The 21,025-nt window shown below is 37.9% G+C and carries 22 protein-coding genes; 18 read left to right on the top strand and 4 right to left on the bottom strand.

All coding sequences use genetic code 11. The features are described 5' to 3' along the window. The first annotated feature begins 1 nt into the window (after position 1). From PHV30_01005 to PHV30_00960, 10 genes are all read left to right on the top strand, one after another. Positions 2 to 1,147, top strand: a complete 1,146-nt coding sequence (locus tag PHV30_01005) for an aminotransferase class I/II-fold pyridoxal phosphate-dependent enzyme (GenBank protein MDD5455590.1) — start codon at positions 2 to 4, stop codon at positions 1,145 to 1,147. Positions 1,148 to 1,150: 3 nt separating this feature from the next. Then, a complete protein-coding gene (locus tag PHV30_01000) occupies positions 1,151 to 2,332 on the top strand; it encodes a cofactor-independent phosphoglycerate mutase (protein MDD5455589.1) in 1,182 nt (393 codons plus the stop codon). Between the two features lie 2 nt (positions 2,333 to 2,334). Next, on the top strand, positions 2,335 to 3,384 hold the full coding sequence (gene rseP / locus PHV30_00995) for an RIP metalloprotease RseP (protein MDD5455588.1): 1,050 nt from the start codon (positions 2,335 to 2,337) through the stop codon (positions 3,382 to 3,384). Positions 3,385 to 3,386: 2 nt separating this feature from the next. Next, positions 3,387 to 4,229 (top strand): transketolase, encoded by an 843-nt coding sequence (locus PHV30_00990; GenBank protein ID MDD5455587.1) that lies wholly within the window; start codon positions 3,387 to 3,389, stop codon positions 4,227 to 4,229. Continuing rightward, the gene (locus PHV30_00985) at positions 4,226 to 5,167 is read left to right on the top strand and encodes a transketolase family protein (GenBank protein ID MDD5455586.1); all 942 of its coding nucleotides are present in this window, start codon (positions 4,226 to 4,228) and stop codon (positions 5,165 to 5,167) included. Before PHV30_00990 ends, PHV30_00985 begins: the two co-directional genes overlap by 4 nt. Then, positions 5,164 to 5,844: a cell division ATP-binding protein FtsE gene (ftsE, locus tag PHV30_00980; protein MDD5455585.1), complete on the top strand. Its 681-nt coding sequence runs from the start codon at positions 5,164 to 5,166 to the stop codon at positions 5,842 to 5,844. The genes PHV30_00985 and ftsE overlap by 4 nt, the downstream gene beginning before the upstream one ends. After that, the gene (ftsX, locus tag PHV30_00975; protein MDD5455584.1) at positions 5,834 to 6,736 is read left to right on the top strand and encodes a permease-like cell division protein FtsX; all 903 of its coding nucleotides are present in this window, start codon (positions 5,834 to 5,836) and stop codon (positions 6,734 to 6,736) included. Before ftsE ends, ftsX begins: the two co-directional genes overlap by 11 nt. 16 nt (positions 6,737 to 6,752) lie before the next feature. After that, positions 6,753 to 8,291: a peptidylprolyl isomerase gene (locus tag PHV30_00970; protein MDD5455583.1), complete on the top strand. Its 1,539-nt coding sequence runs from the start codon at positions 6,753 to 6,755 to the stop codon at positions 8,289 to 8,291. Between the two features lie 117 nt (positions 8,292 to 8,408). Then, on the top strand, positions 8,409 to 9,818 hold the full coding sequence (locus tag PHV30_00965; GenBank protein MDD5455582.1) for an ATP-binding protein: 1,410 nt from the start codon (positions 8,409 to 8,411) through the stop codon (positions 9,816 to 9,818). Between the two features lie 54 nt (positions 9,819 to 9,872). Further along, positions 9,873 to 10,586, top strand: coding sequence for a response regulator (locus PHV30_00960; protein MDD5455581.1), 714 nt, complete (start codon positions 9,873 to 9,875; stop codon positions 10,584 to 10,586). Between the two features lie 93 nt (positions 10,587 to 10,679). Here the strand turns inward: PHV30_00960 and PHV30_00955 are convergent, their stop codons facing one another. Beyond that, the gene (locus PHV30_00955; GenBank protein MDD5455580.1) at positions 10,680 to 11,273 is read right to left on the bottom strand and encodes a LysE family translocator; all 594 of its coding nucleotides are present in this window, start codon (positions 11,271 to 11,273) and stop codon (positions 10,680 to 10,682) included. A 176-nt stretch (positions 11,274 to 11,449) separates the two neighbouring features. Here PHV30_00955 and PHV30_00950 point away from each other — a divergent pair, with 176 nt between their 5' ends. The 8 genes from PHV30_00950 to phoU all read left to right on the top strand — a co-directional run bounded on the left by PHV30_00950 (position 11,450) and on the right by phoU (position 17,849). Beyond that, the gene (locus PHV30_00950) at positions 11,450 to 12,406 is read left to right on the top strand and encodes a hypothetical protein (protein MDD5455579.1); all 957 of its coding nucleotides are present in this window, start codon (positions 11,450 to 11,452) and stop codon (positions 12,404 to 12,406) included. Between the two features lie 12 nt (positions 12,407 to 12,418). Next, the gene (locus PHV30_00945) at positions 12,419 to 13,318 is read left to right on the top strand and encodes a PstS family phosphate ABC transporter substrate-binding protein (protein ID MDD5455578.1); all 900 of its coding nucleotides are present in this window, start codon (positions 12,419 to 12,421) and stop codon (positions 13,316 to 13,318) included. Positions 13,319 to 13,447: 129 nt separating this feature from the next. After that, complete coding sequence (locus PHV30_00940) at positions 13,448 to 13,639, top strand: hypothetical protein (GenBank protein ID MDD5455577.1); 192 nt, start codon at positions 13,448 to 13,450, stop codon at positions 13,637 to 13,639. A gap of 78 nt (positions 13,640 to 13,717) precedes the next feature. Continuing rightward, the gene (locus PHV30_00935; GenBank protein ID MDD5455576.1) at positions 13,718 to 14,572 is read left to right on the top strand and encodes a PstS family phosphate ABC transporter substrate-binding protein; all 855 of its coding nucleotides are present in this window, start codon (positions 13,718 to 13,720) and stop codon (positions 14,570 to 14,572) included. Continuing rightward, positions 14,547 to 15,440, top strand: a complete 894-nt coding sequence (gene pstC, locus PHV30_00930) for a phosphate ABC transporter permease subunit PstC (GenBank protein ID MDD5455575.1) — start codon at positions 14,547 to 14,549, stop codon at positions 15,438 to 15,440. Before PHV30_00935 ends, pstC begins: the two co-directional genes overlap by 26 nt. After that, positions 15,433 to 16,287, top strand: a complete 855-nt coding sequence (gene pstA, locus PHV30_00925; protein MDD5455574.1) for a phosphate ABC transporter permease PstA — start codon at positions 15,433 to 15,435, stop codon at positions 16,285 to 16,287. Before pstC ends, pstA begins: the two co-directional genes overlap by 8 nt. 10 nt (positions 16,288 to 16,297) lie before the next feature. Continuing rightward, positions 16,298 to 17,068, top strand: a complete 771-nt coding sequence (pstB, locus tag PHV30_00920) for a phosphate ABC transporter ATP-binding protein PstB (GenBank protein ID MDD5455573.1) — start codon at positions 16,298 to 16,300, stop codon at positions 17,066 to 17,068. 103 nt (positions 17,069 to 17,171) lie between these two features. Next, complete coding sequence (gene phoU, locus PHV30_00915) at positions 17,172 to 17,849, top strand: phosphate signaling complex protein PhoU (protein ID MDD5455572.1); 678 nt, start codon at positions 17,172 to 17,174, stop codon at positions 17,847 to 17,849. On the opposite strand, the gene PHV30_00910 is transcribed toward phoU, so the two are convergent. The 3 genes from PHV30_00910 to PHV30_00900 form a co-directional block, all read right to left on the bottom strand. Further along, positions 17,846 to 19,138, bottom strand: coding sequence for a hypothetical protein (locus PHV30_00910; GenBank protein MDD5455571.1), 1,293 nt, complete (start codon positions 19,136 to 19,138; stop codon positions 17,846 to 17,848). The genes phoU and PHV30_00910 overlap by 4 nt on opposite strands. Continuing rightward, the gene (locus tag PHV30_00905) at positions 19,138 to 19,908 is read right to left on the bottom strand and encodes an outer membrane lipoprotein-sorting protein (protein MDD5455570.1); all 771 of its coding nucleotides are present in this window, start codon (positions 19,906 to 19,908) and stop codon (positions 19,138 to 19,140) included. The genes PHV30_00910 and PHV30_00905 overlap by 1 nt, the downstream gene beginning before the upstream one ends. Before the next feature lie 10 nt (positions 19,909 to 19,918). Then, positions 19,919 to 21,025, bottom strand: a 1,107-nt coding sequence (locus PHV30_00900; protein MDD5455569.1) for an FtsX-like permease family protein, incomplete at its 5' end; no start/stop codon positions are given.

The following is a 21,025-nucleotide window of genomic DNA, read 5'->3' as shown; positions in this document are numbered from 1 at the left end:
GATGCGTTCGTTATCAGAAAAAGTAAAAAGCATTCAGCCTTCAGGTATTCGAAAATTTTTTGATCTGGTATTAAATGCTGAAAATATTATTTCTCTTGGTGTGGGCGAACCGGATTTTTCTACACCCTGGCATATAACAGAGCAGGCCATCTATAGCCTGGAAAAAGGCCAAACATCATATACTTCCAACCTGGGTATAATGGAGCTGCGCAAAGAAATTGCTTATTATCTTCATAAACGTTTCCAGGCTGATTATAATCCGGATAATGAAGTATTAATAACAGTGGGTGTGTCCGAAGGAATAGATGTAGCCCTGCGTACTATTCTTAATGATGGTGACGAGGTTATTGTTCCGGTGCCTAATTTCGTCTGTTATCAACCCTTGGTTACATTAGCTGGTGGATTACCGGTACCTGTGGATACAAGTGAAACAGGGTTTATTCTGACAAAGAAACAAATTCTGGAGCATCTTACACCCAAAACAAAAGCCATATTGATTTGTTATCCTAACAATCCGACCGGAGCTATGATTTCCAAAGAACAGTTGCAGGATATCATTAAAATCGTCAAAGAGAAAGATTTATGGCTGTTATCCGATGAAGTTTACGGCGAATTAATTTATGAGGGACAACCGCTTTCAGCCTCCACATATATCAAAGATAACTTGATATTATTAAACGGTTTTTCCAAAGCCTATGCCATGACCGGATGGCGCATAGGTTATATGGCTTGTCCAAAAGATGTCTTAAGTCAGGCTGTTAAAATTCATCAATATAATACAATGTGTGCTCCCATAATGGCTCAGTATGCGGCAGTAGAAGCATTGCGCAATGGAAAAAAGGAAATGGAAAAAATGCGCAGGTCTTATGAAGAACGCAGAAATTTTTTTTATAACGGTCTAAAGGAAATCGGCTTCGATGTCCTTAAACCGGAAGGAGCTTTCTATATTTTCCCCAATATAAAACGATTCGGATTAAAAGCAGAGGATTTTGCCATGCAGCTTTTACAAAAAGCTCATGTGGCTGTTGTACCCGGCAATGCCTTTGGTGAAGGGATAGATTATTTTATACGCTGCTGTTACGCAGCCAGTATGGAAGACTTGAGAGAAGCGCTGAAAAGAATTAAAAAATTTGTCAATGATTTGTAACACATGAAAAAATTTCTTGTTATTATCGCTGACGGCATGTCCGGTTGGCCTCTTAAAGATTACCATAACCAGACCTCAATGGAATTGGCAAAAACCCCAAATATGGATTTTTTGGCCAAACACGGCAAGCTGGGTTTGGTAAAAAATGTTCCCGACACTCTTCCAGCCGGTAGCGATGTAGCCAATCTGGCTATTTTTGGTTATGACCCCGAAAAATATTATACGGGCAGGGCAGCCATAGAAGCTATCAGCCAGAATATAAATCTGGAACCTGCGGATATAATATTCAGGGCTAATCTGGTACAAATAGAAAATAATAAGATGATAGATTTTACAGCTAAACATATTGACTCCAAAGTCGCTAAAGAAATAATGGACCTGTTAAATAAAAAATTAGGGAATAAATATATTGCTATAAGATTTATAAATGGAGTTAGTTATCGCAATCTTTTATTAATAAAAAACCAGAAAGTCAAACTGAAAACAACACCACCTCATGATATTACGGGACAGCAGATTGATAATTATTTACCTGTCGGGGAAGGTTCGGAATTAATAAGGAAGATTATGAATGATGCCGAAAAGGTCATAAAGGAAGACTATTTGCCTCAGCATAGGGAATGTAAGGCAAACATGGTTTGGTTATGGGGTGAGGGCAAAAAAATGAAGCTGCCGGGCTTTAAAAAACGCTATGGTTTGAGCGGTGCGGTTATTTCGGCTGTAGATTTGATAAAAGGTATAGGTTTTGCCGTGGGAATGGATTACGTTCAGGTGCCAGGTATAACCGGTTTTATAGATACTAATTTTAAAGGTAAAGCCATCTATGCTTTAAAGGCATTGGAAGACCATGATATTGTATTTATTCATATTGAAGCAGCTGATGAGGCCGGCCATATGGGGGATTTGCCATTAAAGATAAAAGCTATTGAAAAAATAGATGAGGAAGTTCTAGGAACCATCCTGAAATTATATAGTAAAAAAGATTTGGCAATTTTATTACTTCCTGATCATAATACTCCGATTGAATTGAAAACACATGGTCGAGATCCGGTACCGTTTTTAATATATCATTCGGACAATGTGGAAAATGTCACACAGCAAAGATTTACTGAAAAAGATGCCCAAGCTAGCAATTGGACGGTTGAAAAGGGTAGTGATCTTCTGGATATTTTTTTAAAGGATTAATTATGATTACAGTTATTATAGCTCTATTATTAATTTCGGTTTTAATTCTTGTCCATGAGGGCGGCCATTTTTTTATAGCCAGATTATTTAAGGTAAAGGTTTTTGAGTATTCTATCGGGTTCGGTCCTGTTTTCCTAAAAAAAAGATTTAATGATACTCAATTTTCCTTGCGCTTCTTTCCGTTCGGAGGATTTGTACGTCTGGCCGGAATTGATAGTAGCTTACCTGAAGAGCAATATAGACCGGAAGAAAGTTATGAACGTTTAAACTACTGGCAGAAAACTTTGGTTCTGGCTGCAGGTTCAATATCGAATCTGATTTTCGGTTTTTTATTGCTGTTTTTATTGCTGTTTTTTTTCGGCAAAATGGAAGGGCTTAGCACAAGAATAGAAAAAGTGATTGCCAATACCCCGGCTCAGGCTATGGACTTGCGGGAAGGTGATAAAGTTCTCAAAGTAAACAGTCAGGCTGTAAGTGATGGAGAGCAGGTGGTAAAACTTATCAGATCCTCAAAAGGTCAGCCGCTGGAATTTATTGTGCAGAGGAACAACGGTGAGATAAAATTTTTGCTTAATCCTTCTTATCACGAAAAGGATAAAATATACTTCGTGGGAATAAAATTACAACCGATGTTAATTAATCGATATTCTTTAATCTTTTCCTTAAAAGAAGGTGTAAAAGAGTTCAATTCCATCAGCCTGATGACGCTTTACGGCCTTGAACAGTTCTTTACCGGGCATGTAAGCATGGATCAGGTAGCCGGGCCTTTGGGAATTGTCAGTTTAACAGGAGAAATGGTAAACTATGGAGTGACCTTTTTATTCAGGTTCATTGTTATATTAAGCATTAATCTGGCGATTCTGAACCTGTTTCCTTTTCCGGCCCTGGATGGCGGCAGGATATTATTATTGAATATTGAAAAGGTTTTAGGAAAGGTTGTTAAGCCGGAGATTATTAACAGATTAAATTATATAGGCGCCTTGATTCTGCTTTTATTTATTATTTATGTGACCTATTTTGATCTGAGAAGAATATTTATAAAACCAAGTTAATTATGATAACAAAAGATGAGATTCATGAAATTCTGACTAAAGCCTGTATTGTTCGCAGCCATGTGCTGGATATGACATGCGCCGCAAAATCCGGACATCCGGGGGGCTCATTGTCCATTGCCGAAATAATTTCAACTTTATATTTTTACTGGTTGAAACTGGATCCCAAAAATCCTAAATGGGAAGAGAGGGATTATTTCGTTTTAGCCAAAGGGCATGCGGCTCCCGCACAATACGCCGCAATGGCCGAACGAGGCTTTTTTCCTTTGGATTATTTAAAAACACTGCGTCAGCTCGGCAGTAAGTTACAGGGCCACCCTGACAGACGCAGTTTGCCTGGAATAGAAATGACAACAGGATCACTTGGCCAGGGCCTTTCGGTAATGGTAGGTATGGGGTTGGGGTTAAGGTTAAATAAAAAAAAGAATAGAATTTATGGGGTATTAGGGGACGGTGAATGTCAGGAAGGTCAGGTCTGGGAAGCAGCAATGGCGGCTAGTCATTTTAAATTAGACAATCTGGTAATTTTTGTTGATAAGAATCAGCTGCAGATTGACGGTTCAACTAAAGATATTATGAATATTGATCCTTTGGCGGATAAATGGGCGTCTTTCGGCTGGCAGGTGTTTGAAGTTGACGGCCATAATATAATGGAAATTGTATCTACACTTGAAAAAACAGAAAAAATAAAGGGTAAGCCCTGTGTTATTATTGCCAATACGGTAAAGGGTAAAGGTGTTTCTTTTATGGAAAATCAACTCTGTTTTCATGGTGCTCCCTGTACTGATGAACAATTGGTTAAAGCCAAGCAGGAAATTAAGGAAACCAGGGGTAAAATCGGATGACAGAATTAGCCGGCACACGTGATTATTATGGTAAAACCTTGGTGGAACTAGGTAAAGAGAATCCTGATATTGTTGTATTGGACGCTGATTTATCAAGCTCTACGCGTACAGGCTGGTTTGCTAAAGAATTCCCAGACAGGTTTTTTAACGCAGGTATTGCTGAGCAAAACTGTATCGGAATGGCTGCCGGTCTGTCACTTATGGGGAAGATTGTTTTTGCGAGTTCTTTTGCCATGTTTATCAGCGGTCGTCCCTGGGAACAAATCCGTAATTCTATTGCCTATCCCAGACTTAATGTGAAAATAGGTGCGACACACGCAGGTATAACAGTAGGAGAAGACGGAGCTACACATCAAGCACTGGAAGATATTTCTATAATGAGAGCAATCCCATACATGAATGTTTTGGTTCCTGCCGATGCCATAGAAACCGCGCAAATGGTACGTTTGGCAGCAAAAGTTAACGGCCCGTTTTATATCCGGATGAGTCGCAGTAACACCCCCCTTATTTTTAAAGGGACAGACTATCAGTTTGAATTAGGGAAAAATAAAGTTTTGACCGAAGGAAAAGATGTCACAATTTTTGTCTGCGGTATCATGGTATCAAAAGCTTTGGAAGCCGTAGAAGAACTGAAAAAAGAAAAGATTTTCGCCAGCGTGGTAAATGTTTCCTGTATCAGCCCTATCGATATGGACACTATTGTTAAAATGGCGAAAAAAACAGGAGCTGCAGTTACGGTTGAGGAACACTCGATTTTGGGTGGCATGGGTAGCGCAGTGGCTGAGATTCTGGTAAAACATCATCCCGTGCCTGTTGAAATGCTGGGAATAGAAGGAGTTTTCGGGGAAAGTGGTAAGCCGGACGATCTTCTTACCAAGCATAATCTTAATGTTAACGGTATTATTAATAAAGTAAAAAAGGTATTGGCCCGTAAGTGATAAGGTTACGCAACGTAACAAAGACCTATAATAAAAATTTTAATGCCTTAAACAGGATTAATCTGCATATTTGCAAGGATGAGTTTGTGTTCCTGGTTGGTCCTACCGGTGCGGGGAAAACCACATTATTAAAGCTTGTAATGCGTGATGAACTTCCAGACTCCGGCAGTGTTTACATAGACAAGATCAATACGCATGATTTTAATGAAAACCAGGTAGCAAAATTGCGTAAGAACATCGGGGTTATTTTTCAGGATTTTAAGATTTTATATCGGACTGTATATGAGAACCTGGCTTTTGTTTTAAAGATACAGGGTGAAAAAAAGAAAGTTGTCCGGGAAAAAATAGAAAGTGTTATCAGCCTGGTGGGGCTGGAGAGCAAACTGCATTGTTACCCCCATCAACTTTCCGGCGGCGAGCAACAAAAGGCTTGTCTGGCCAGAGCGATCATTAATAAACCTACAATTCTGCTGGCTGACGAACCGACGGGTAATCTTGACCCAGATTCTTCCTGGGAATTAATGCAGATACTCAAGAAGATTAATCAGGCTGAGACAACAATCGTTGTAGCCACACACGACAAGACGGTTGTAGACCTGATGAGAAAACGGGTTGTGGCTTTACATGCAGGTAATATTATCAGGGATGAACAATTAGGAAGTTATCATGAATCTTAGAATTATCAAGTTTTTCTTTGAAGAATCGTTTATTTCTCTGCGGCAAAATATGCTCATGGCTGTAATTTCTATAATGACTATAATGGTCTCGCTGGTAATGCTGGCGTCTTTTATCCTTTTATTTATTAATCTGAACACTTTATTCGGAGGTATCAGCAATAATTTAAGCGTGACTATTTATTTAAATAAAGACATCACTTCTTCAGGTATATCCAAGGTACAGGAACAGATTACATCAATAGCCGGGATAAAGAATTACGAATTTGTTTCCAAGGAATCAGCCTGGAATAAACTTAAAAGCAAGTTCCAATATCAGGACGATATTGTCAGCCTGGTGTTGAATAATCCTTTACCTGATTCATTTGTGCTGAGGTTGAATTCCACAGAACAGATAGAGCGTATAGTAAGAGAACTCAGGTTCATAGACGGTGTGCAGGAAGTACGTTATGGGAGGGAAGTAGTCAGCAAACTGAGAAAAATCGTGCAAATATTCAATTATGTGGGCCTTTCGCTGGTTGGTTTTTTACTTATTGTTACTTTGTTAATAACAATAAATACAATCAACCTGACTATTCTAGCCAAACGAAATGAAGTGCAGATTATGAAACTGGTCGGAGCTACTAATAGCTTCATTAAATGGTCATTTATTATCGAAGGCCTGATAATAGGTCTTCTTGGCTCGCTGGCAGCAGTTGTAGCTGTTGATGCTATATATAGCTATATAAGTATAAAAGTTCAGAACGCTTTTCCTTTCATGAGTGTGTTTCTGAAGAATTTTAATCTGGTAACATTGGATATATTTCTGATCTGTCTGGGATTATTTATTGGAATTATCGGCAGTTTTCTTTCCATAAAAAAATTATTAAAAGCTATTTTAAGACGATCAACATAAGAAGGAGGTTTTGATAGTGTTAGAATTTATGAGAACAAGAGCAAGAGAAATAGTAATGGTGACTGTTTTATTATTTGTTGTGTCTTTATTCAGTTTCGGTGCGTTTTCCTTTTTTAATAGAAATAATAAGTCCGGAAATAAAAAAGAAAATGTCAAAATATCTAAAATCGCCATGGTTAACGGCGAACCCGTGGATGAAAGCCGTTTTTATCGTCAGCTTAATCAATTTTTTTCGGCCGTTCCGGCAGACAGAAGGATACTCCTTGATCCGGATGTAGTCGACTTTTATCGCTATGATGCTTTGCAGAAAACAATTTCTTTTATGGTAATGCTCGATGAAGCTAAGAAGCAGGGGATAAGGGCTTTCCCTCAAGAAATAAATTACAGGATAGACCAGATTGCCAAAATGTATCAGTTGAAGAATGCAAGGGAATTGAAAAAGATCCTTATTGAAAGGAAAATACCGTGGAATGACTTTAAAAAGGAACAGCGTGAAGAAATAATGGTAGCTAAATTTGTTAATGGTATTTCTTCCAGAGCTACTGTAACCGATATAGACAAAAAGATGGCATTTACAGAAGTGCATGCCCGGCATATTTTGATAAAAGATGAAGAGACAACACAAAACGCAAGTAATGTCAGCTCCGACATAAAAGCTCTTAAAAAGGCCGAATCCATTTATGAAATGGTTCTGGCCAACAGAGATAAATTTGCTGAAATTGCCAAGAAATATTCGGACGACAAACTTACCGCTGATAAAGGTGGCGACCTTGGTTGGATAAGCCGGGGCCAGATGGTTCAGGAGTTTGAGAAGCAGTTATACAAAATGAAGCCCGGAGATATCGCCGGTCCTATAAAAACAATATTCGGATACCATATCATTCAGGTCCTGGAAAGGAAAGACAAGGAAATTCCTGCCGGAGTGACTGAAAAAGATATCGAAAACCAGATATTGCAAGAGAAACAGGGCGAGGCTGTACGCAGGTGGTTAAAACCGCTGGTTGACTCAGCTAATATAGAAATCATTGACCCTGCATTGAAAGCTTATGAGTACAGAGTAAAAAGAGATTATCCTAACGCTCTTATTCAATATCAGAAAATTCTGGCTAATGAACCTCAAAATTTGCTTATGTATATTCAGATAGCCCGTATGCAGGAAAAAATAGGGCATAACGATGATGCATATAATGTTTTACAAAGAGGGATTATCTGGCAGAAATATAATCCTCAATATCAATATCCTATTTTATATTTTTCTATTATCGATTTTGATAGTAAAAATAATAAGATGGGTGAAGCCAGGTCTTATGTGGATAATGTTGTTAAATTGTTCGGAAGCAACTTGCTTATCATGGAAACAGTTTCGAATAATTATATGGAGCTGATATCCAAGAACGCCAGAGAAGATTTACGTCGGAAAATAGAGGAATTGCAGATTAAAGAAAAAGAAGCTAAAGCTGCGGCAGCTGCCGGGCAGCAACAGCAGGTACCGTTGATGCAAGATAAACCGCAGCAGCAGCAAGGGCCTGTGATACCTAAAGCTACGGGTAAATAATATAGTAGTATATTATCATCCCGACTTCGATTCGTCTTGGCGCAGTCAGGACGAAATGATCGTTTGTCCCATTTTAGGACAGCCTATCATTAATTTGAATGTGAAGCAGTGACTAAAATGTTTTTTGATAAGATTAAAAATAATTTTATTAAATACTTAAGTAATTTAAGTTTTTTCCAAAAGCTTTTTTTACTATTCGCGTCTTTTTTTGTTATTTTTTTTATTGTTTCTTTTTTTCTGATAGATAATAGTATTCAGCACGCTTATTTTTCAAAGGATATAGATGTTTTAGATAAACATATCCGTTATATAGAATCTACATTGAACCAGGTAAATAAAGAGACCTTAAATCGATATGCCAAAAATTTTGGAATAAGGATAACACTTATTGTTGAAGATGGTACCGTAATTTATGACACTTCACAAAATCCCCTGTTAATGGAAAACCACGGTAAACGCCCTGAAGTTGTGGCTGCTAAAAATGGTAAACTGGGAATAAATGTACATAAAAGCCGGACATTGCGTAGGACAATGCTTTACGCAGCCAGGCAAAATGGCAGCTTGACGGTGCGCACTTCATTGCCGGTAGACAACATAAAACAGCAGGTAAATTATGCAATACTAAGGCTGCTTCTTATCTATATTCTGGCCACAGGTGTTATTCTTCTTATGGTATTTAAACTGACGAAAACCATGACTGACCCTTTAAACAAGCTGCTCAAAACCATTGAAAATTTTTCTCTGGAAGAAAATATAAGTTATAAACAATCAGCGGGAAAAGATGAAATAGCCATGTTAACAACTTCTTTTAATGATCTGATCGGACAAATAAAACAAAATTTGGGAAAATTGAGACAGTTAGAAAATGTGCGCAAAGAGTTTATAGCAAATGTAACACATGAATTAAAAACTCCATTGACTGCTATTACAGGATTTATAGAAACCCTAGAAGCAGGAGCTTTGCATGACCCTGAATATAATCGGCGATTTCTGCAGATTATCAAAGATAATGTAGAACGACTAACTTTGCTGGTTAATGACATTTTAAGTCTGGCTAAAATAGAAAGCGGGAGAGTTGATGATGAAAAGATAAATTTAACTGAAATTTTGAAAGAACTTATGGAAGATTTGGACCTTAGGACCAATAAGCGAATAGAATTTTATACAAGCCATAAAAAAATGGAAGTACTTGCTAACCGGGAATCTATATATTCAGCTTTCCAGAATTATATTGATAATGCTTTGAAATTTTGTCCTGAGGGTAAAATTACTATCAGTTTGACTAAAGAAGATCAACAGGCTTTTTTTTCGGTGCAGGACCATGGTCCGGGTATTGCTAAAAAGTATCTGCCCAGATTGTTTGAACGTTTCTATCGTCCGGATAAAACACGTTCCAGAAATACAGGAGGAACAGGTCTGGGCCTTGCTATTGTCAAAAATACTGTGGAAAAATATGGGGGTATAGCGGGGGTTGAGAGTATAGTTGGCAAGGGTTCCAGATTTTATTTCAGTTTACCGCTGGTGTGAGCCTTAATTTAATCGTAATAATTCCGTAATAATCAGATGTTATAATATTGATAAATGTCCAAGATCCTGATTGTTGATGATGAAAAAGATATTATAGAACTACTAAAGTTCAACCTGGAGAAGAACGGTTACAATGCTCTGGTAGCGGAAGACGGTCAGTCGGCTCTGGAGCTTGTGGACAAGCAAAAGCCTGATCTGGTGCTGCTGGACTGGATGCTTCCTAAAATAAGCGGTCTCGATGTCTGCAAACAAATAAAAAATAATCCTTCAACACAACAAATTATTGTATTCATGGTCACAGCCAAGGGTGAGGAATTTGACAAAGTTCTGGCTTTGGAACTGGGAGCAGATGACTATATCTGTAAACCATTTAGCATCAGAGAAATGCTGGCCAGAATTAAGGCGCACCTGCGCAGAGTGAGCACTGAAGTTAATAAAATTCAGACTAAACAAAATGTTGATGAAAAAGAAAATCTTTTGTATTTCGAAGGGCTTTCTATAAATATTAATAATCATGATGTGGTGTTGAATAATAATGAGCTGCATTTAACAAAAATTGAGTTTGATTTACTTTTGACCATGGCCCGTCAACCCAGAAGGGTATTTACCCGGGGACAGCTTTTGTATCAGGTGTGGGGACATGATTTTTACGGGGATGACCGGGTTGTAGATGTGCATATCCGCAGACTGAGGGCTAAACTGGAACAATTAACGGATAGAGAATATGTGCAGACTGTCAGGGGCATCGGTTACAGATTTAATGCTTAATTCAAGCCAGCTGTTCGCTGATATTTTTTGACCCATCCATTACCTGACTTGTCTTGGTAAAAATTTTTGGCAGTTGTTTAAAAAAGAGAAAGATCATTCCCGCCAGATCATCACAACGCTTAAGATCATTAGCAGGAACAACCCCCATCCTAATATTTTATTAGCTTTTTTGGATTTGATGAGCCTGGAAATAGAATCTCCCAGATATACCCAGGATAACATGCTGGGGATGCCTACCAGAGCGAATATCCCCGCAAAAATGAGCACATTGACATGCAGATTTCCAAAGTGAGGCATAAAAGCACCGGCTCCACTTACGGCCATTATCCAGCCTTTGGGATTAACAAACTGTAGCAGGTAACCTTCTTTTAATCCAAGATTTTTATAGGTAATATCAGGATTTATATTCAGATGCATCATACTGTAGCCCAGATAAAGCAGCCAGAAACTGCCAGCTATTTTTAAGATCATTGCCAGATAGATATTCTGTGTAATAAGACTGCCAACTCCATATCCAGTAACACAAAGTAAAGTGAAAAAACCCGTTATAACACCGGTCATCAAGTTTATAGAAGCCCTTACGCCATAGACTTTTCCATTATTAAACAGCACAAGATTATTAGGTCCGGGTGTAATGGTTGTCAAAAAAGCAAATATCAGATAACCGAATAAAGCTGAGAGTGTCATAAGTGTAAATATAATATAATTCGCGAGAATTTAATATATTGTTTTTGATTTTTTCATTAAACATTAATGATTCTGTAATGGATCGGAAATACAGTCATTTTATAATTTTTTTCAAGAATACATTAAGGAGGTGAACAAGTTTTCAAGAGTAAATAATTTTAGGAAGGAGATAAAACATGAAAAAAATTAGTTTATTGGTTGGACTGTTATTGTTTACAGTATTCAGCTTTTCGCTGGAAATAGACGGTAAGGCAAAAAGTTCATTCGGTTTCTTCGTAAATGGAGACCATGACAACAGTTGGGCTACTGAGAAGGCAGCGAATGTTTATCCTAATGACGCATCGTCATTTAAAACAATCGTGGGGCTAACTTTAAAAAACGATGATACTAAAGTGTATTGGGAAACAAAGTTTCAGGCCAGTTCAACTGCTGTGGCTATGTCAGCTGCCTATCTGTATATTGATACGGAGTTGAAAGCTATCCCAGGTGCTTTAAGAGTGGGGTTTCAAAGAATGGGAATACTTGATGCTGAAACTCATCCATATGCCGACGGTTCTTTTTATACTTTCTGTAAAGATAAAGGGACAGGAATTGCGTATTATCTGCCTATAATGGACTATGATGTAAAATTTACCTACCTTGGTAATGTATCTTTCCTGGATGTTAATAATTTAAACAACAGCACCAGCAAGACATTCCTTGGTATGATGGTAAAATCCGGTTCTGATTATAGTTTCGGAGCCATTTACAGTACAGATAGCAACTATTCCGGAGCAAATATTAGTGGATTATCTCTTTATGGAGACTTAACCATGAACTTTGACGCTCTGAAATTAGTAGAAACAGTTTTTCTGGATTTAAGCGATGACGCTTCCAAAGCATATCTTACATCAAAGAATAAAGCCAAAAGTTATCTGGGATCATATTTAACCTATGATCTTAACGGAGATTTAATGCTTTACGCCAATCTATTACTGGATTTCAACAAAGTTAACATCAGTAACAAGATCAGCGGCGGGATGAAGTACAAAATTTCCAACAAAGTTGCTCTGTACACTCATTATGAGTTAGTAACTGATACGTCGGACAATGCGTCAAGTTCGACCAGTATAGCTTTTGAAACATCAATTTAAGGAGGATACAAAATGAAAAAAAGTTTTTTACATAAAGTGCTGATTGTCTCTTTTATCTTCGGGAGTTGTTTTGCGGATTCCGTCCAGATAAAAGGCTCTGATACTCTGGTTAATCTGGTACAAAAGTTGTCTGAAGTTTATATGAAGAAACATCCCGACGCGAATATTTCAGTATCTGGCGGTGGTTCAGGTACAGGTATAGCGGCTCTAATTAATGGTAAAACAGATATTGCCGATGCTTCCAGGCTTATGAAAGATAAGGAATTGGCTAAATGCAAAAGTAAAGGTATGGATGTAAGGCAGGTAGTTATTGCTGTCGATGCTTTGTCAATTATTGTAAATGACAGTAATCCTATTACTTCTCTTTCCATGGAGCAGATTGCTGCAATATATAAAGGAGATGTAACTAATTGGGCAGACGTTGGTGGCCCTAATAAAATAATCACTTTGTATGGCAGACAACCCAGTTCAGGGACATTTGATTTTATTCGTGAACATGTTTTAAACGGTGAATACTCGGATAAAATGAACCAGATGAACGGTAATGCCCAGATTGTGGAAGCAGTTATGCACGATGAGGGCGGTATCGGTTACGTAGGCGTAGCCTATGCTACCAAAGGAGGCACCAAACCTCTGAACGGTTTGAAGATTCTTAAGGTATCCGCTACAAATGGGGGCATTACTTATAGTCCGCTGGATGAGAATATGATCTACAGTGGCAAATATCCTATTGTCAGAGGATTGAATCAGTATTTGAGCGGTAAACCCAAAGGACTGGTCAAGACTTTTATTCAATTTGAGTTATCTGACGAAGGCCAGAAGATTGTTGCCGATGAAGGATTCTATCCGTTAAAAGGGGATTTTTTGAAAAAAAATGAAAAATTGTTTGATACAAAAGTAAAATTTTTCTAAACACTCCTTTCTTGAAAATGAAGAGGAGAAAGTTTCACCTCCTCTTCATTTTTTCTTCTCCAGAAAATTTTCTTATCGTAAATAAATTGCAATAGTCACTTGCTAGAATTTATTGTAGGAGGTGAGTTTATGGATATTAATGATTGGGTAATTTTTTTTAATAAAGATAATAGTAATCAGGAACCGGATTTTGAAGCGTCATTTAATAAAAAGTTAAAGTTATCAGTTTTAGATTATTTTCCTGTTATGCTGATTAAATCTTTTAAAATTGAAGAAAAGTCAGGACTAGCCCGGGAATTTAATAATGTAACAGAATCGTAATGAAAGCTTAATATTTTTTTTGTATGATGATAATAAATTGTGTTAATTTTAAGATTAATCAGAGAAGAGGAGAAACGTATGAGAAAAATATTAATACGCTGGGTCGGTTTAGTTATGTTCGGGGGTATTTTGTTAGCCAATACACCAATACAGATTAAAGGGTCTGACACTATGGTTAATTTGGTACAGAAGTTAGCCGAGGTTTATATGCAGCAGAATACGAAAGTTTCTATTTCTGTAATCGGCGGGGGTTCGGGTACCGGTATAAGTGCTTTGATTAATCAAAAAACAGATATCTGCAACTCATCACGTCTTATCCAGCCCAAGGAACTGGCTCAGTGTAAACAAAAGGGTATTGCTGTGAAAGAGATTATTATTGCCGTAGACGCACTTTCTGTGATTATTAATGCTTCCAATCCGCTTAATCAGTTGCCAATGGACAAGATCGGAGCTATTTTCAGGGGCGAAATAACTAACTGGAAACAAGTAGGTGGACCGGATAAAGTTATCACACTTTATGGCCGGCAGAGCAACTCCGGAACTTTTAGTTTTTTCAGGGAACATGTTCTAAAAGGTGAATATTCCGATAAAATGCTGCAGATGAACGGTAACTCCCAGATTGTTGAAGCTGTTCGTCATGATTCCGCGGCTATTGGATATGTGGGCGTAGCCTATGCGGCAGAAAATGATAAACCTTTGCGGGGATTAAAAATTTTAAATGTATCTGCAAAACAGGGGGATATAGCATACAGTCCATTAGTAGAGGCTAACATTATTTCTAATAAATATCCTGTTTCCAGAGGTTTGAACCAATATATTTCAGCAAAATCCGGTAAAACAGTACAAGACTTTATAAATTTTGAACTTTCGGTCCAGGGCCAAAAGATAGTAACAGGAGAAGGGTTCTATGGAGTTAAGGATCAACAAAAATAAAGCGTTTGATGAACTGACAAACTGGGTATTCAAATTATCCAGCTCAATATCAATACTGGTTGTTGTTGGTATCTTTATTTTTCTTTTTAAGGAAAGCCTGCCTTTTTTCAAAGAAATGCGACCAGCAGATTTGTTTTTATCAGCCAAATGGAATCCCGAAGGTTGGAGTGGAGAATATTACGGGATATTAGCTTTGGTCTGGGGTTCTTTGCTTGTTACAGTGATAACACTGGTCATTTCCATTCCTCTGGGATTAATGGTTGCCGTTTTTATTGCTGAAATCGCTCCCAGAAATTTGAAGATATTCATCAAACCTGTAATTGAATTGCTGGCCGGTATTCCGTCTGTTGTAATAGGCTTTTTCGGACTGGTTTTTGTAGGTCCGCTAATAGCCGGGATTTTCCATTTGGCAAATGGATTGAACGCTTTAAACGGAGGATTGCTTTTGTCGATAATGGTACTGCCTACAATTATTACTCTTTCTGAAGATGCTATTAATGGTGTACCCAAAGACTATCGGGAGGCAAGCTTTGCTTTGGGAGCTACCAAACTGGAAACTATTTTTAAGGTAACTCTGCCGGCTGCATCTTCAGGGATTCTTGCAGCTATAATGCTGGGCATGGGCCGGGCCATAGGTGAGACAATGGCGGTTTTGATGGCCTGCGGCAACGCACCTGCTCTGGCTAAATCCATTTTTGATCCGGTACGTACTTTAACTTCAACCATTGCCATAGAAATGGGTGAGGTAGCTTATGATACAAATCATTACTATGCTTTATTTAATTTAGGATTATATTTATTTTTAATATCTTTTTTTATTAATAATATTGCTGAATACTTTTTGAAAAAAGGACGTAGAAATGCATAGTATTAAACCAGCGAATATTAAGGAAAATATTGTTTTCGCTTTGCTATACTTCTCTTTTTTTCTTGTCCTGGTTTTTTTGATTTTAATAATTGGATTAACTTTTTATCACAGCCTGGGCACTTTGTCATGGAATTTTATTTTTGAGCCACCATTAAACGGTATGAAGGAAGGCGGGATATTCCCGATGATCATCGGTACATTGCTGGTAACTTTTATTTCCGCAATATTTGCTATACCGTTAGGCATTTTCAGCGCTATATATCTGGTTGAATATGCTAAAGATACTTATTACACAAGGCTGACCAGGATGGCTATCAGGAATCTTTCAGCTGTGCCATCCATAGTCTATGGTCTTTTTGGTCTGGCAATTTTTGTAAAAACCATGCAGTTTGGAACATCGATGCTCAGCGCGGGACTTACTTTGGGTCTGCTTACACTGCCTACTATCATCAGCACTTCCGAAGAAGCTTTGAAGATTGTACCGAAAACTTATAAAGAAGGCGCTTATGCCTTGGGAGCAACCAGATGGCAGGCGCTTTATAAAATTATTTTGCCTGTAGCTTTCCCCGGAATAATGACGGGCATTATTCTCGGTCTTTCCAGGGCCATCGGAGAAACAGCACCTATATTGTTTACAGGAGTAGCTTTTTATTTACCGCATTTAAGCCTGGATATTTTCCAGCAGTTTATGGCATTACCTTATCATCTGTACATCATGTCTACCCAACATCATGATATTGAAGGAGTAAGGGGCATCGCTTATTCTACGGCTGCTGTATTGATACTAATTGCCCTGATGTTGAACATCATAGCCTCTGTAATCAGGCACAGGTTCAGAGAGAGGTAGGGGAGAGTTTATGAAGACTATTCTTAAAACTCAGAATTTTACATTTTATTATGGTAAAAAAATGGCCATTAAGGATATCTCGGTAAATATAACGGAACGAAAGATAACCGCTGTAATCGGCCCTTCAGGCTGCGGCAAGTCTACATTTTTAAGATCGTTTAATCGTCTGAATGAATTGATCAGCAATGTATCCTATAATGGTAAAATATTTTTTCACGATCAGGATATTTATGAACCGGGACTGGATGTGGTTACTTTACGTGAAAAAATCGGTATGGTCTTTCAGAAACCCAATCCTTTTCCCAAAACAATATCTGAAAATATCAAATACGGGCCAAAAATTCAGGGAATGAAGGCTAAAAAAAGTCTCGATGAAATCGTAGAATACTATTTAAAAAAAGTTGTTCTCTGGGATGAAGTGAAAGATAAATTAAATGAATCTGCCTTTTCTTTATCCGGTGGGCAGCAGCAGAGGCTCTGTATAGCCAGGGCTTTGGCAGTAAAACCCGAAGTGCTTTTAATGGATGAGCCTTGTTCGGCGCTTGATCCGATTGCTACTTTAAAAATAGAAGATCTTATGAAAGAATTAAGTAAGGAGATAACTATAATTATAGTGACCCATAATATGCAGCAGGCCGCCAGAGTATCGGATCATACCGCGTTTTTTAATACAGACGCGAGCAGGGTAGGGCAACTTATTGAATATGGCCTGACCAAAGATATTTTCACTAATCCAAAAAATATACAGACGACGGATTACATCACAGGGCGTTTCGGATAAAACTCATCCCCCAGCCCCTTCTCTTAAGAAGAGAAGGGGGGCGGAATTAAGCCCCCTCTCTTTTCAAGAGAGGGGTTGGGGTGAGTTAAAAAAGGAGGTTTTTATGTCTAGAGATGATTTTCATCACAAACTGGATAAGGCGCAGGATATGATTATGAAAATGGGTGAAATCATCCATTTACTGATGACAGAGATAATCGTCATGTACCAGACCAAGAAAGTGGACATGGATAAAGTTGAACATTTATATAAGGAAGAGGATAAGCTGGACCAGCTGGAGTTTGATATTGAAAAATTAACCATGGAGTTGCTTGCCTTGCAGCAGCCTATGGCCATTGATCTGCGCACTATCATGTGTATCATAAAAATCAGTATGGACCTGGAACGAATCGGCGATCATATCCGTAAAATTATTCGAAAAAGTAAAAAGGTCATTGAACTTGGTGAAAGAGAACATTTCAACTCATTGGCTGAAATGACTATACTTTTGCGTCAGATGATTGAACAGATACTTATTGCTTTTAAAGAAAACAATGTACAACTGGCCAGAGAAACTTTGAAAAATGATCAGAAAATTAATGATATTCAACGGTCATTATTTCAACAATACATTGATAAAATTCAAGAAAAACCTACGCAGGAAGTAATCAGTTCCAAGATTTATCTACTGTTTATTACCCGTTTTCTGGAACGGATAGGGGACCATGTGGAAAATATAGGAGAACGGGTCCTTTATAAGGTAACAGGTGACATCAAGTCGCTGAAAGAGAAGGTTTACTAGAAAAGCATTGTCGCAAAAACATCAAAGGACAGGCGGTATCCGCTAAATGTGTATTCGGCCAGCTCCGGTCCTATAAAGCTGTTTACATTAACTTGCAATGTAAAGTTGTTTACAGGGCTATAGCTTATACCGGTCGACAGTATACTGGAAGAATCACATAGGTTAGAAATATAATTACAGTTGACCGATGAGTCTGAAAACGGATATTTGGCAATTGTTCCGAATACAGCCATATAATATTTGCTGTGGTAATTGGGAACATAAAGATTGTTAGCTATCAGGGATGTAAACGCAACAGAATCTTTAAAAACATTTTCTGTATAACCGCTGTCGTTATAAAAAAATTCAGATATCAAAGTAATTTGATCAGCATAAATCCAGCTAAAAGATTTGGACAGTCCCAGGCTTATTTTGGGGACCCAGGCATTTCCTATTTTATATAACTGTGCAGTACCGTTAACATTTCTGACTTTGGTTTGGTCGTCGCCATAGGACATGGTCATTTCTCCAAGCACATCAATGCCTTCTAAACGTGAGGAAAAATCAAATCCGAAAAGAGGAATAAATCCTTTCTTTTTCCAGGCTGAAAAAGCGTACTCTGTATTATTTAACAAAAATTCATATTTAGCCGCTAATCCTACATCATCTATATTGTTGGCATTATTAAAATCAAGAAACATATAGGTGTTTTGTCCGGCACCGTTAGGGACATGAATTTTGATACCATAAGTACCTTCACGATATTGCGCAAGGTTAAGAAAATTTTTTTTTTGAATATTCAAAACATCAGTGGGGTTCCAGAAATATGTGCGTCCCCACTGCAATACCTGTTTGCCTGAACGGATATAAACCGCTCTGTTAATATTCATATCCATAAATAGTTCTTTAATAGAATAAGCCAGATTACTGGTAGCAATAAGCGAAGTATTTTGCTGGGCGATATTTGATACCTGCAGGTTCAGGAATGTCTTAAAATTTTTTTTCAGACGTACATCCAGCAGCAGATTGGTATCAAAATAATTGACCATCCGGTTGTCAGCAAAACTCCCACCTCCATTTTCAAGCCACTTGCGGTTCAGATAATAACTGCCCTTGGAAGAGAAAGAACCTGAAAAATTTACACTTTCTTTGTTATAAAATTCATTCAAACTTGAATCCTGAATATTTTTGGACTCAACCATTGTATTCGCCGTACTGCCGAAGAGTGTATTTTCATCTATAATTTCATCGGCGAATATGGTAAAACCCAGACAAAGAGAGACAAAAATAAATCGAATTAGTATTTTCATTATTTGCTCAGATTTTCCAAATAGGCTTTGGTAAAAATGGAGTCATCCAGCTTTTTTGTTGATATTCCCGATATTTCTACCACTGTTTTATTGCCTTTTTCAAATTCATCAATAAACATACCTTTTACCCATACATAACGACCGTCTACAATTGTATATTTCATGAAATAGGCTGTTTCCATGAGTGTTTCGGTAAGAGAATACTGTTGTTCTTTCAAGGGCAGAAAATTATCCTGGCGTACCCAGTAGTAAACCGATGGATATTTCACATCTTTTACTTTAGCCGTGAGTTTGAACTTGTATACGGGAAAATCACCTAATTTTTCTGAAAAAAATATTTCTTTATTGTTTGCGGATATTTCGGGTTTATACAATTCTACCAATTTGCGTTTTTCAAAATCATCGGCGCTGGCATCACTGCCTGCTATGCTTTCGTCACGGTTTATGTGCTGGAAGGTACGGGTATTTCTTCTGTACATCCAGAAATTGTCACCTATTTTTAAGTAGCCATTTCCTTTTTCCGCTTCAGGCGCTGTCATAACTATCATAAAAGCGTCATCCTTATCTCTGCGATAATAGACCATATCAATTACTTTTATGCCCTGATTAACCTTTTGCTGTGTAATATTCACCCTGGCAGTAATGTCCGTTTTCATTTCCTGCAAATCATCCAGCTTTTTCATCATATCCGTAACGCTAATTTCTGAGGAAAACGAGAAGCATACCAAAGCGGTAAAAATAATAAATTTCAGGTAGTTAAAAAAACACATATAATTCTCCTTATTCAAAATGACTCAAAGCTTTGGCACAAGGGAGTCTGGAAGCCCGGTGTGCCGGGAAGAAAGCAGTAGCGACAGCAATAAAAATAATTAACAGCATATTAAAAATTATGGCTGTTAGTTTCGGAACAAAGTTTATATGTTTGTCCACCAGCAAAATACTCATGAAACTGTCTGAGTGGATAGTGATTTTGCCAAGCAGGTCCATGATTAAAAAAGCCAGCAATGTGCCGATAATCGTGGAGATGAGGGTCAGTAAAAATGTTTCCAGAATGAAGCTGTTACGAACATCATTTTTTTGCATGCCGATAGCTCGGACTGTGCCTATTTCCCTGGTCCTTTCACGAATAGTCATGCGCAGAGTATTTACAACTCCGATGAGAATAATGAAAAACAGGATAAGTACAGCGGCAAGGGTAATGATGTTTAAAGCTTTTTCCAGCTTGATGATACTTTCAGCGGTTTCATACATAGTCCGCACATCCAGAGCTGCGCTACCTCCCTTATAATTTGCCAGGTCTTTCATTTTTTTTGTCATTTCCTTGGTCGTACGACTGCGTGCCAGCCGCTCCCATTCTTTGCCCAGGGCTGCGTACAAAGGATGACTTTCTGATATTATGAAAATCTTGTTGTCCGGTGGCAAGTCCTCATAATAATATTTGAAGAAAACGTCATCACTAAAAAGAACCGTGTTATCCGGCAAATACCTGGAAGAAAAAGTTCCGGTTAATTTATAATTTCTGGTTACGTTTTGCGGATCAAACTTGGTTATATAATTAATCGTGATGGAATCTCCGGCTTTCAGCTGATTTTCTTTTGCCAATTTGGCTGATATGAATACCTGTTCTTTAGCCGGGAAAATGACATCTTTTTCTTGAATGATAATATTCTTCGTTAAAATTGCCAAGGAGATTGCATCGCGTTTAAAACTTAGCATGCAAATGTTGATATCGCCAGAGGTTCGCTGTATTTCTCCAGCTATGGCCGCTACATTCGGCGTAAGAGCGGCGTGAAGTTTGTCCGCTTGTTTAACGGCTGTTTTCGGATATTTCAGAACAATTTGCAGACTCCCTGTTTCCTGAGGTTTTAAGCCCATCAGCTTTTTGAT

Source organism: Candidatus Margulisiibacteriota bacterium (assembly GCA_028715625.1).
Taxonomy (GTDB): Bacteria; Margulisbacteria; Riflemargulisbacteria; order GWF2-35-9; family GWF2-35-9; genus JAQURL01.
This window is presented reverse-complemented; position numbering and strand designations above follow the sequence as displayed.

Excerpts from the sequence above, each read along its gene's own strand:
- pstA (MDD5455574.1), top strand. The coding sequence starts at position 15,433 with ATGCATAGTATTAAACCAGCGAATATTAAGGAAAATATTGTTTTCGCT.
- PHV30_00935 (MDD5455576.1), top strand. The coding sequence starts at position 13,718 with ATGAGAAAAATATTAATACGCTGGGTCGGTTTAGTTATGTTCGGGGGT.
- PHV30_00985 (MDD5455586.1), top strand. The coding sequence starts at position 4,226 with ATGACAGAATTAGCCGGCACACGTGATTATTATGGTAAAACCTTGGTG.
- PHV30_01005 (MDD5455590.1), top strand. The coding sequence starts at position 2 with ATGCGTTCGTTATCAGAAAAAGTAAAAAGCATTCAGCCTTCAGGTATT.
- PHV30_00955 (MDD5455580.1), bottom strand. The coding sequence starts at position 11,273 with ATGACACTCTCAGCTTTATTCGGTTATCTGATATTTGCTTTTTTGACA.
- PHV30_00905 (MDD5455570.1), bottom strand. The coding sequence starts at position 19,908 with ATGTGTTTTTTTAACTACCTGAAATTTATTATTTTTACCGCTTTGGTA.
- phoU (MDD5455572.1), top strand. The coding sequence starts at position 17,172 with ATGTCTAGAGATGATTTTCATCACAAACTGGATAAGGCGCAGGATATG.
- PHV30_00945 (MDD5455578.1), top strand. The coding sequence starts at position 12,419 with ATGAAAAAAAGTTTTTTACATAAAGTGCTGATTGTCTCTTTTATCTTC.
- pstC (MDD5455575.1), top strand. The coding sequence starts at position 14,547 with ATGGAGTTAAGGATCAACAAAAATAAAGCGTTTGATGAACTGACAAAC.
- PHV30_00940 (MDD5455577.1), top strand. The coding sequence starts at position 13,448 with ATGGATATTAATGATTGGGTAATTTTTTTTAATAAAGATAATAGTAAT.
- PHV30_00990 (MDD5455587.1), top strand. The coding sequence starts at position 3,387 with ATGATAACAAAAGATGAGATTCATGAAATTCTGACTAAAGCCTGTATT.
- pstB (MDD5455573.1), top strand. The coding sequence starts at position 16,298 with ATGAAGACTATTCTTAAAACTCAGAATTTTACATTTTATTATGGTAAA.
- PHV30_00950 (MDD5455579.1), top strand. The coding sequence starts at position 11,450 with ATGAAAAAAATTAGTTTATTGGTTGGACTGTTATTGTTTACAGTATTC.
- rseP (MDD5455588.1), top strand. The coding sequence starts at position 2,335 with ATGATTACAGTTATTATAGCTCTATTATTAATTTCGGTTTTAATTCTT.
- PHV30_00910 (MDD5455571.1), bottom strand. The coding sequence starts at position 19,138 with ATGAAAATACTAATTCGATTTATTTTTGTCTCTCTTTGTCTGGGTTTT.
- PHV30_01000 (MDD5455589.1), top strand. The coding sequence starts at position 1,151 with ATGAAAAAATTTCTTGTTATTATCGCTGACGGCATGTCCGGTTGGCCT.
- PHV30_00960 (MDD5455581.1), top strand. The coding sequence starts at position 9,873 with ATGTCCAAGATCCTGATTGTTGATGATGAAAAAGATATTATAGAACTA.
- PHV30_00965 (MDD5455582.1), top strand. The coding sequence starts at position 8,409 with ATGTTTTTTGATAAGATTAAAAATAATTTTATTAAATACTTAAGTAAT.
- ftsX (MDD5455584.1), top strand. The coding sequence starts at position 5,834 with ATGAATCTTAGAATTATCAAGTTTTTCTTTGAAGAATCGTTTATTTCT.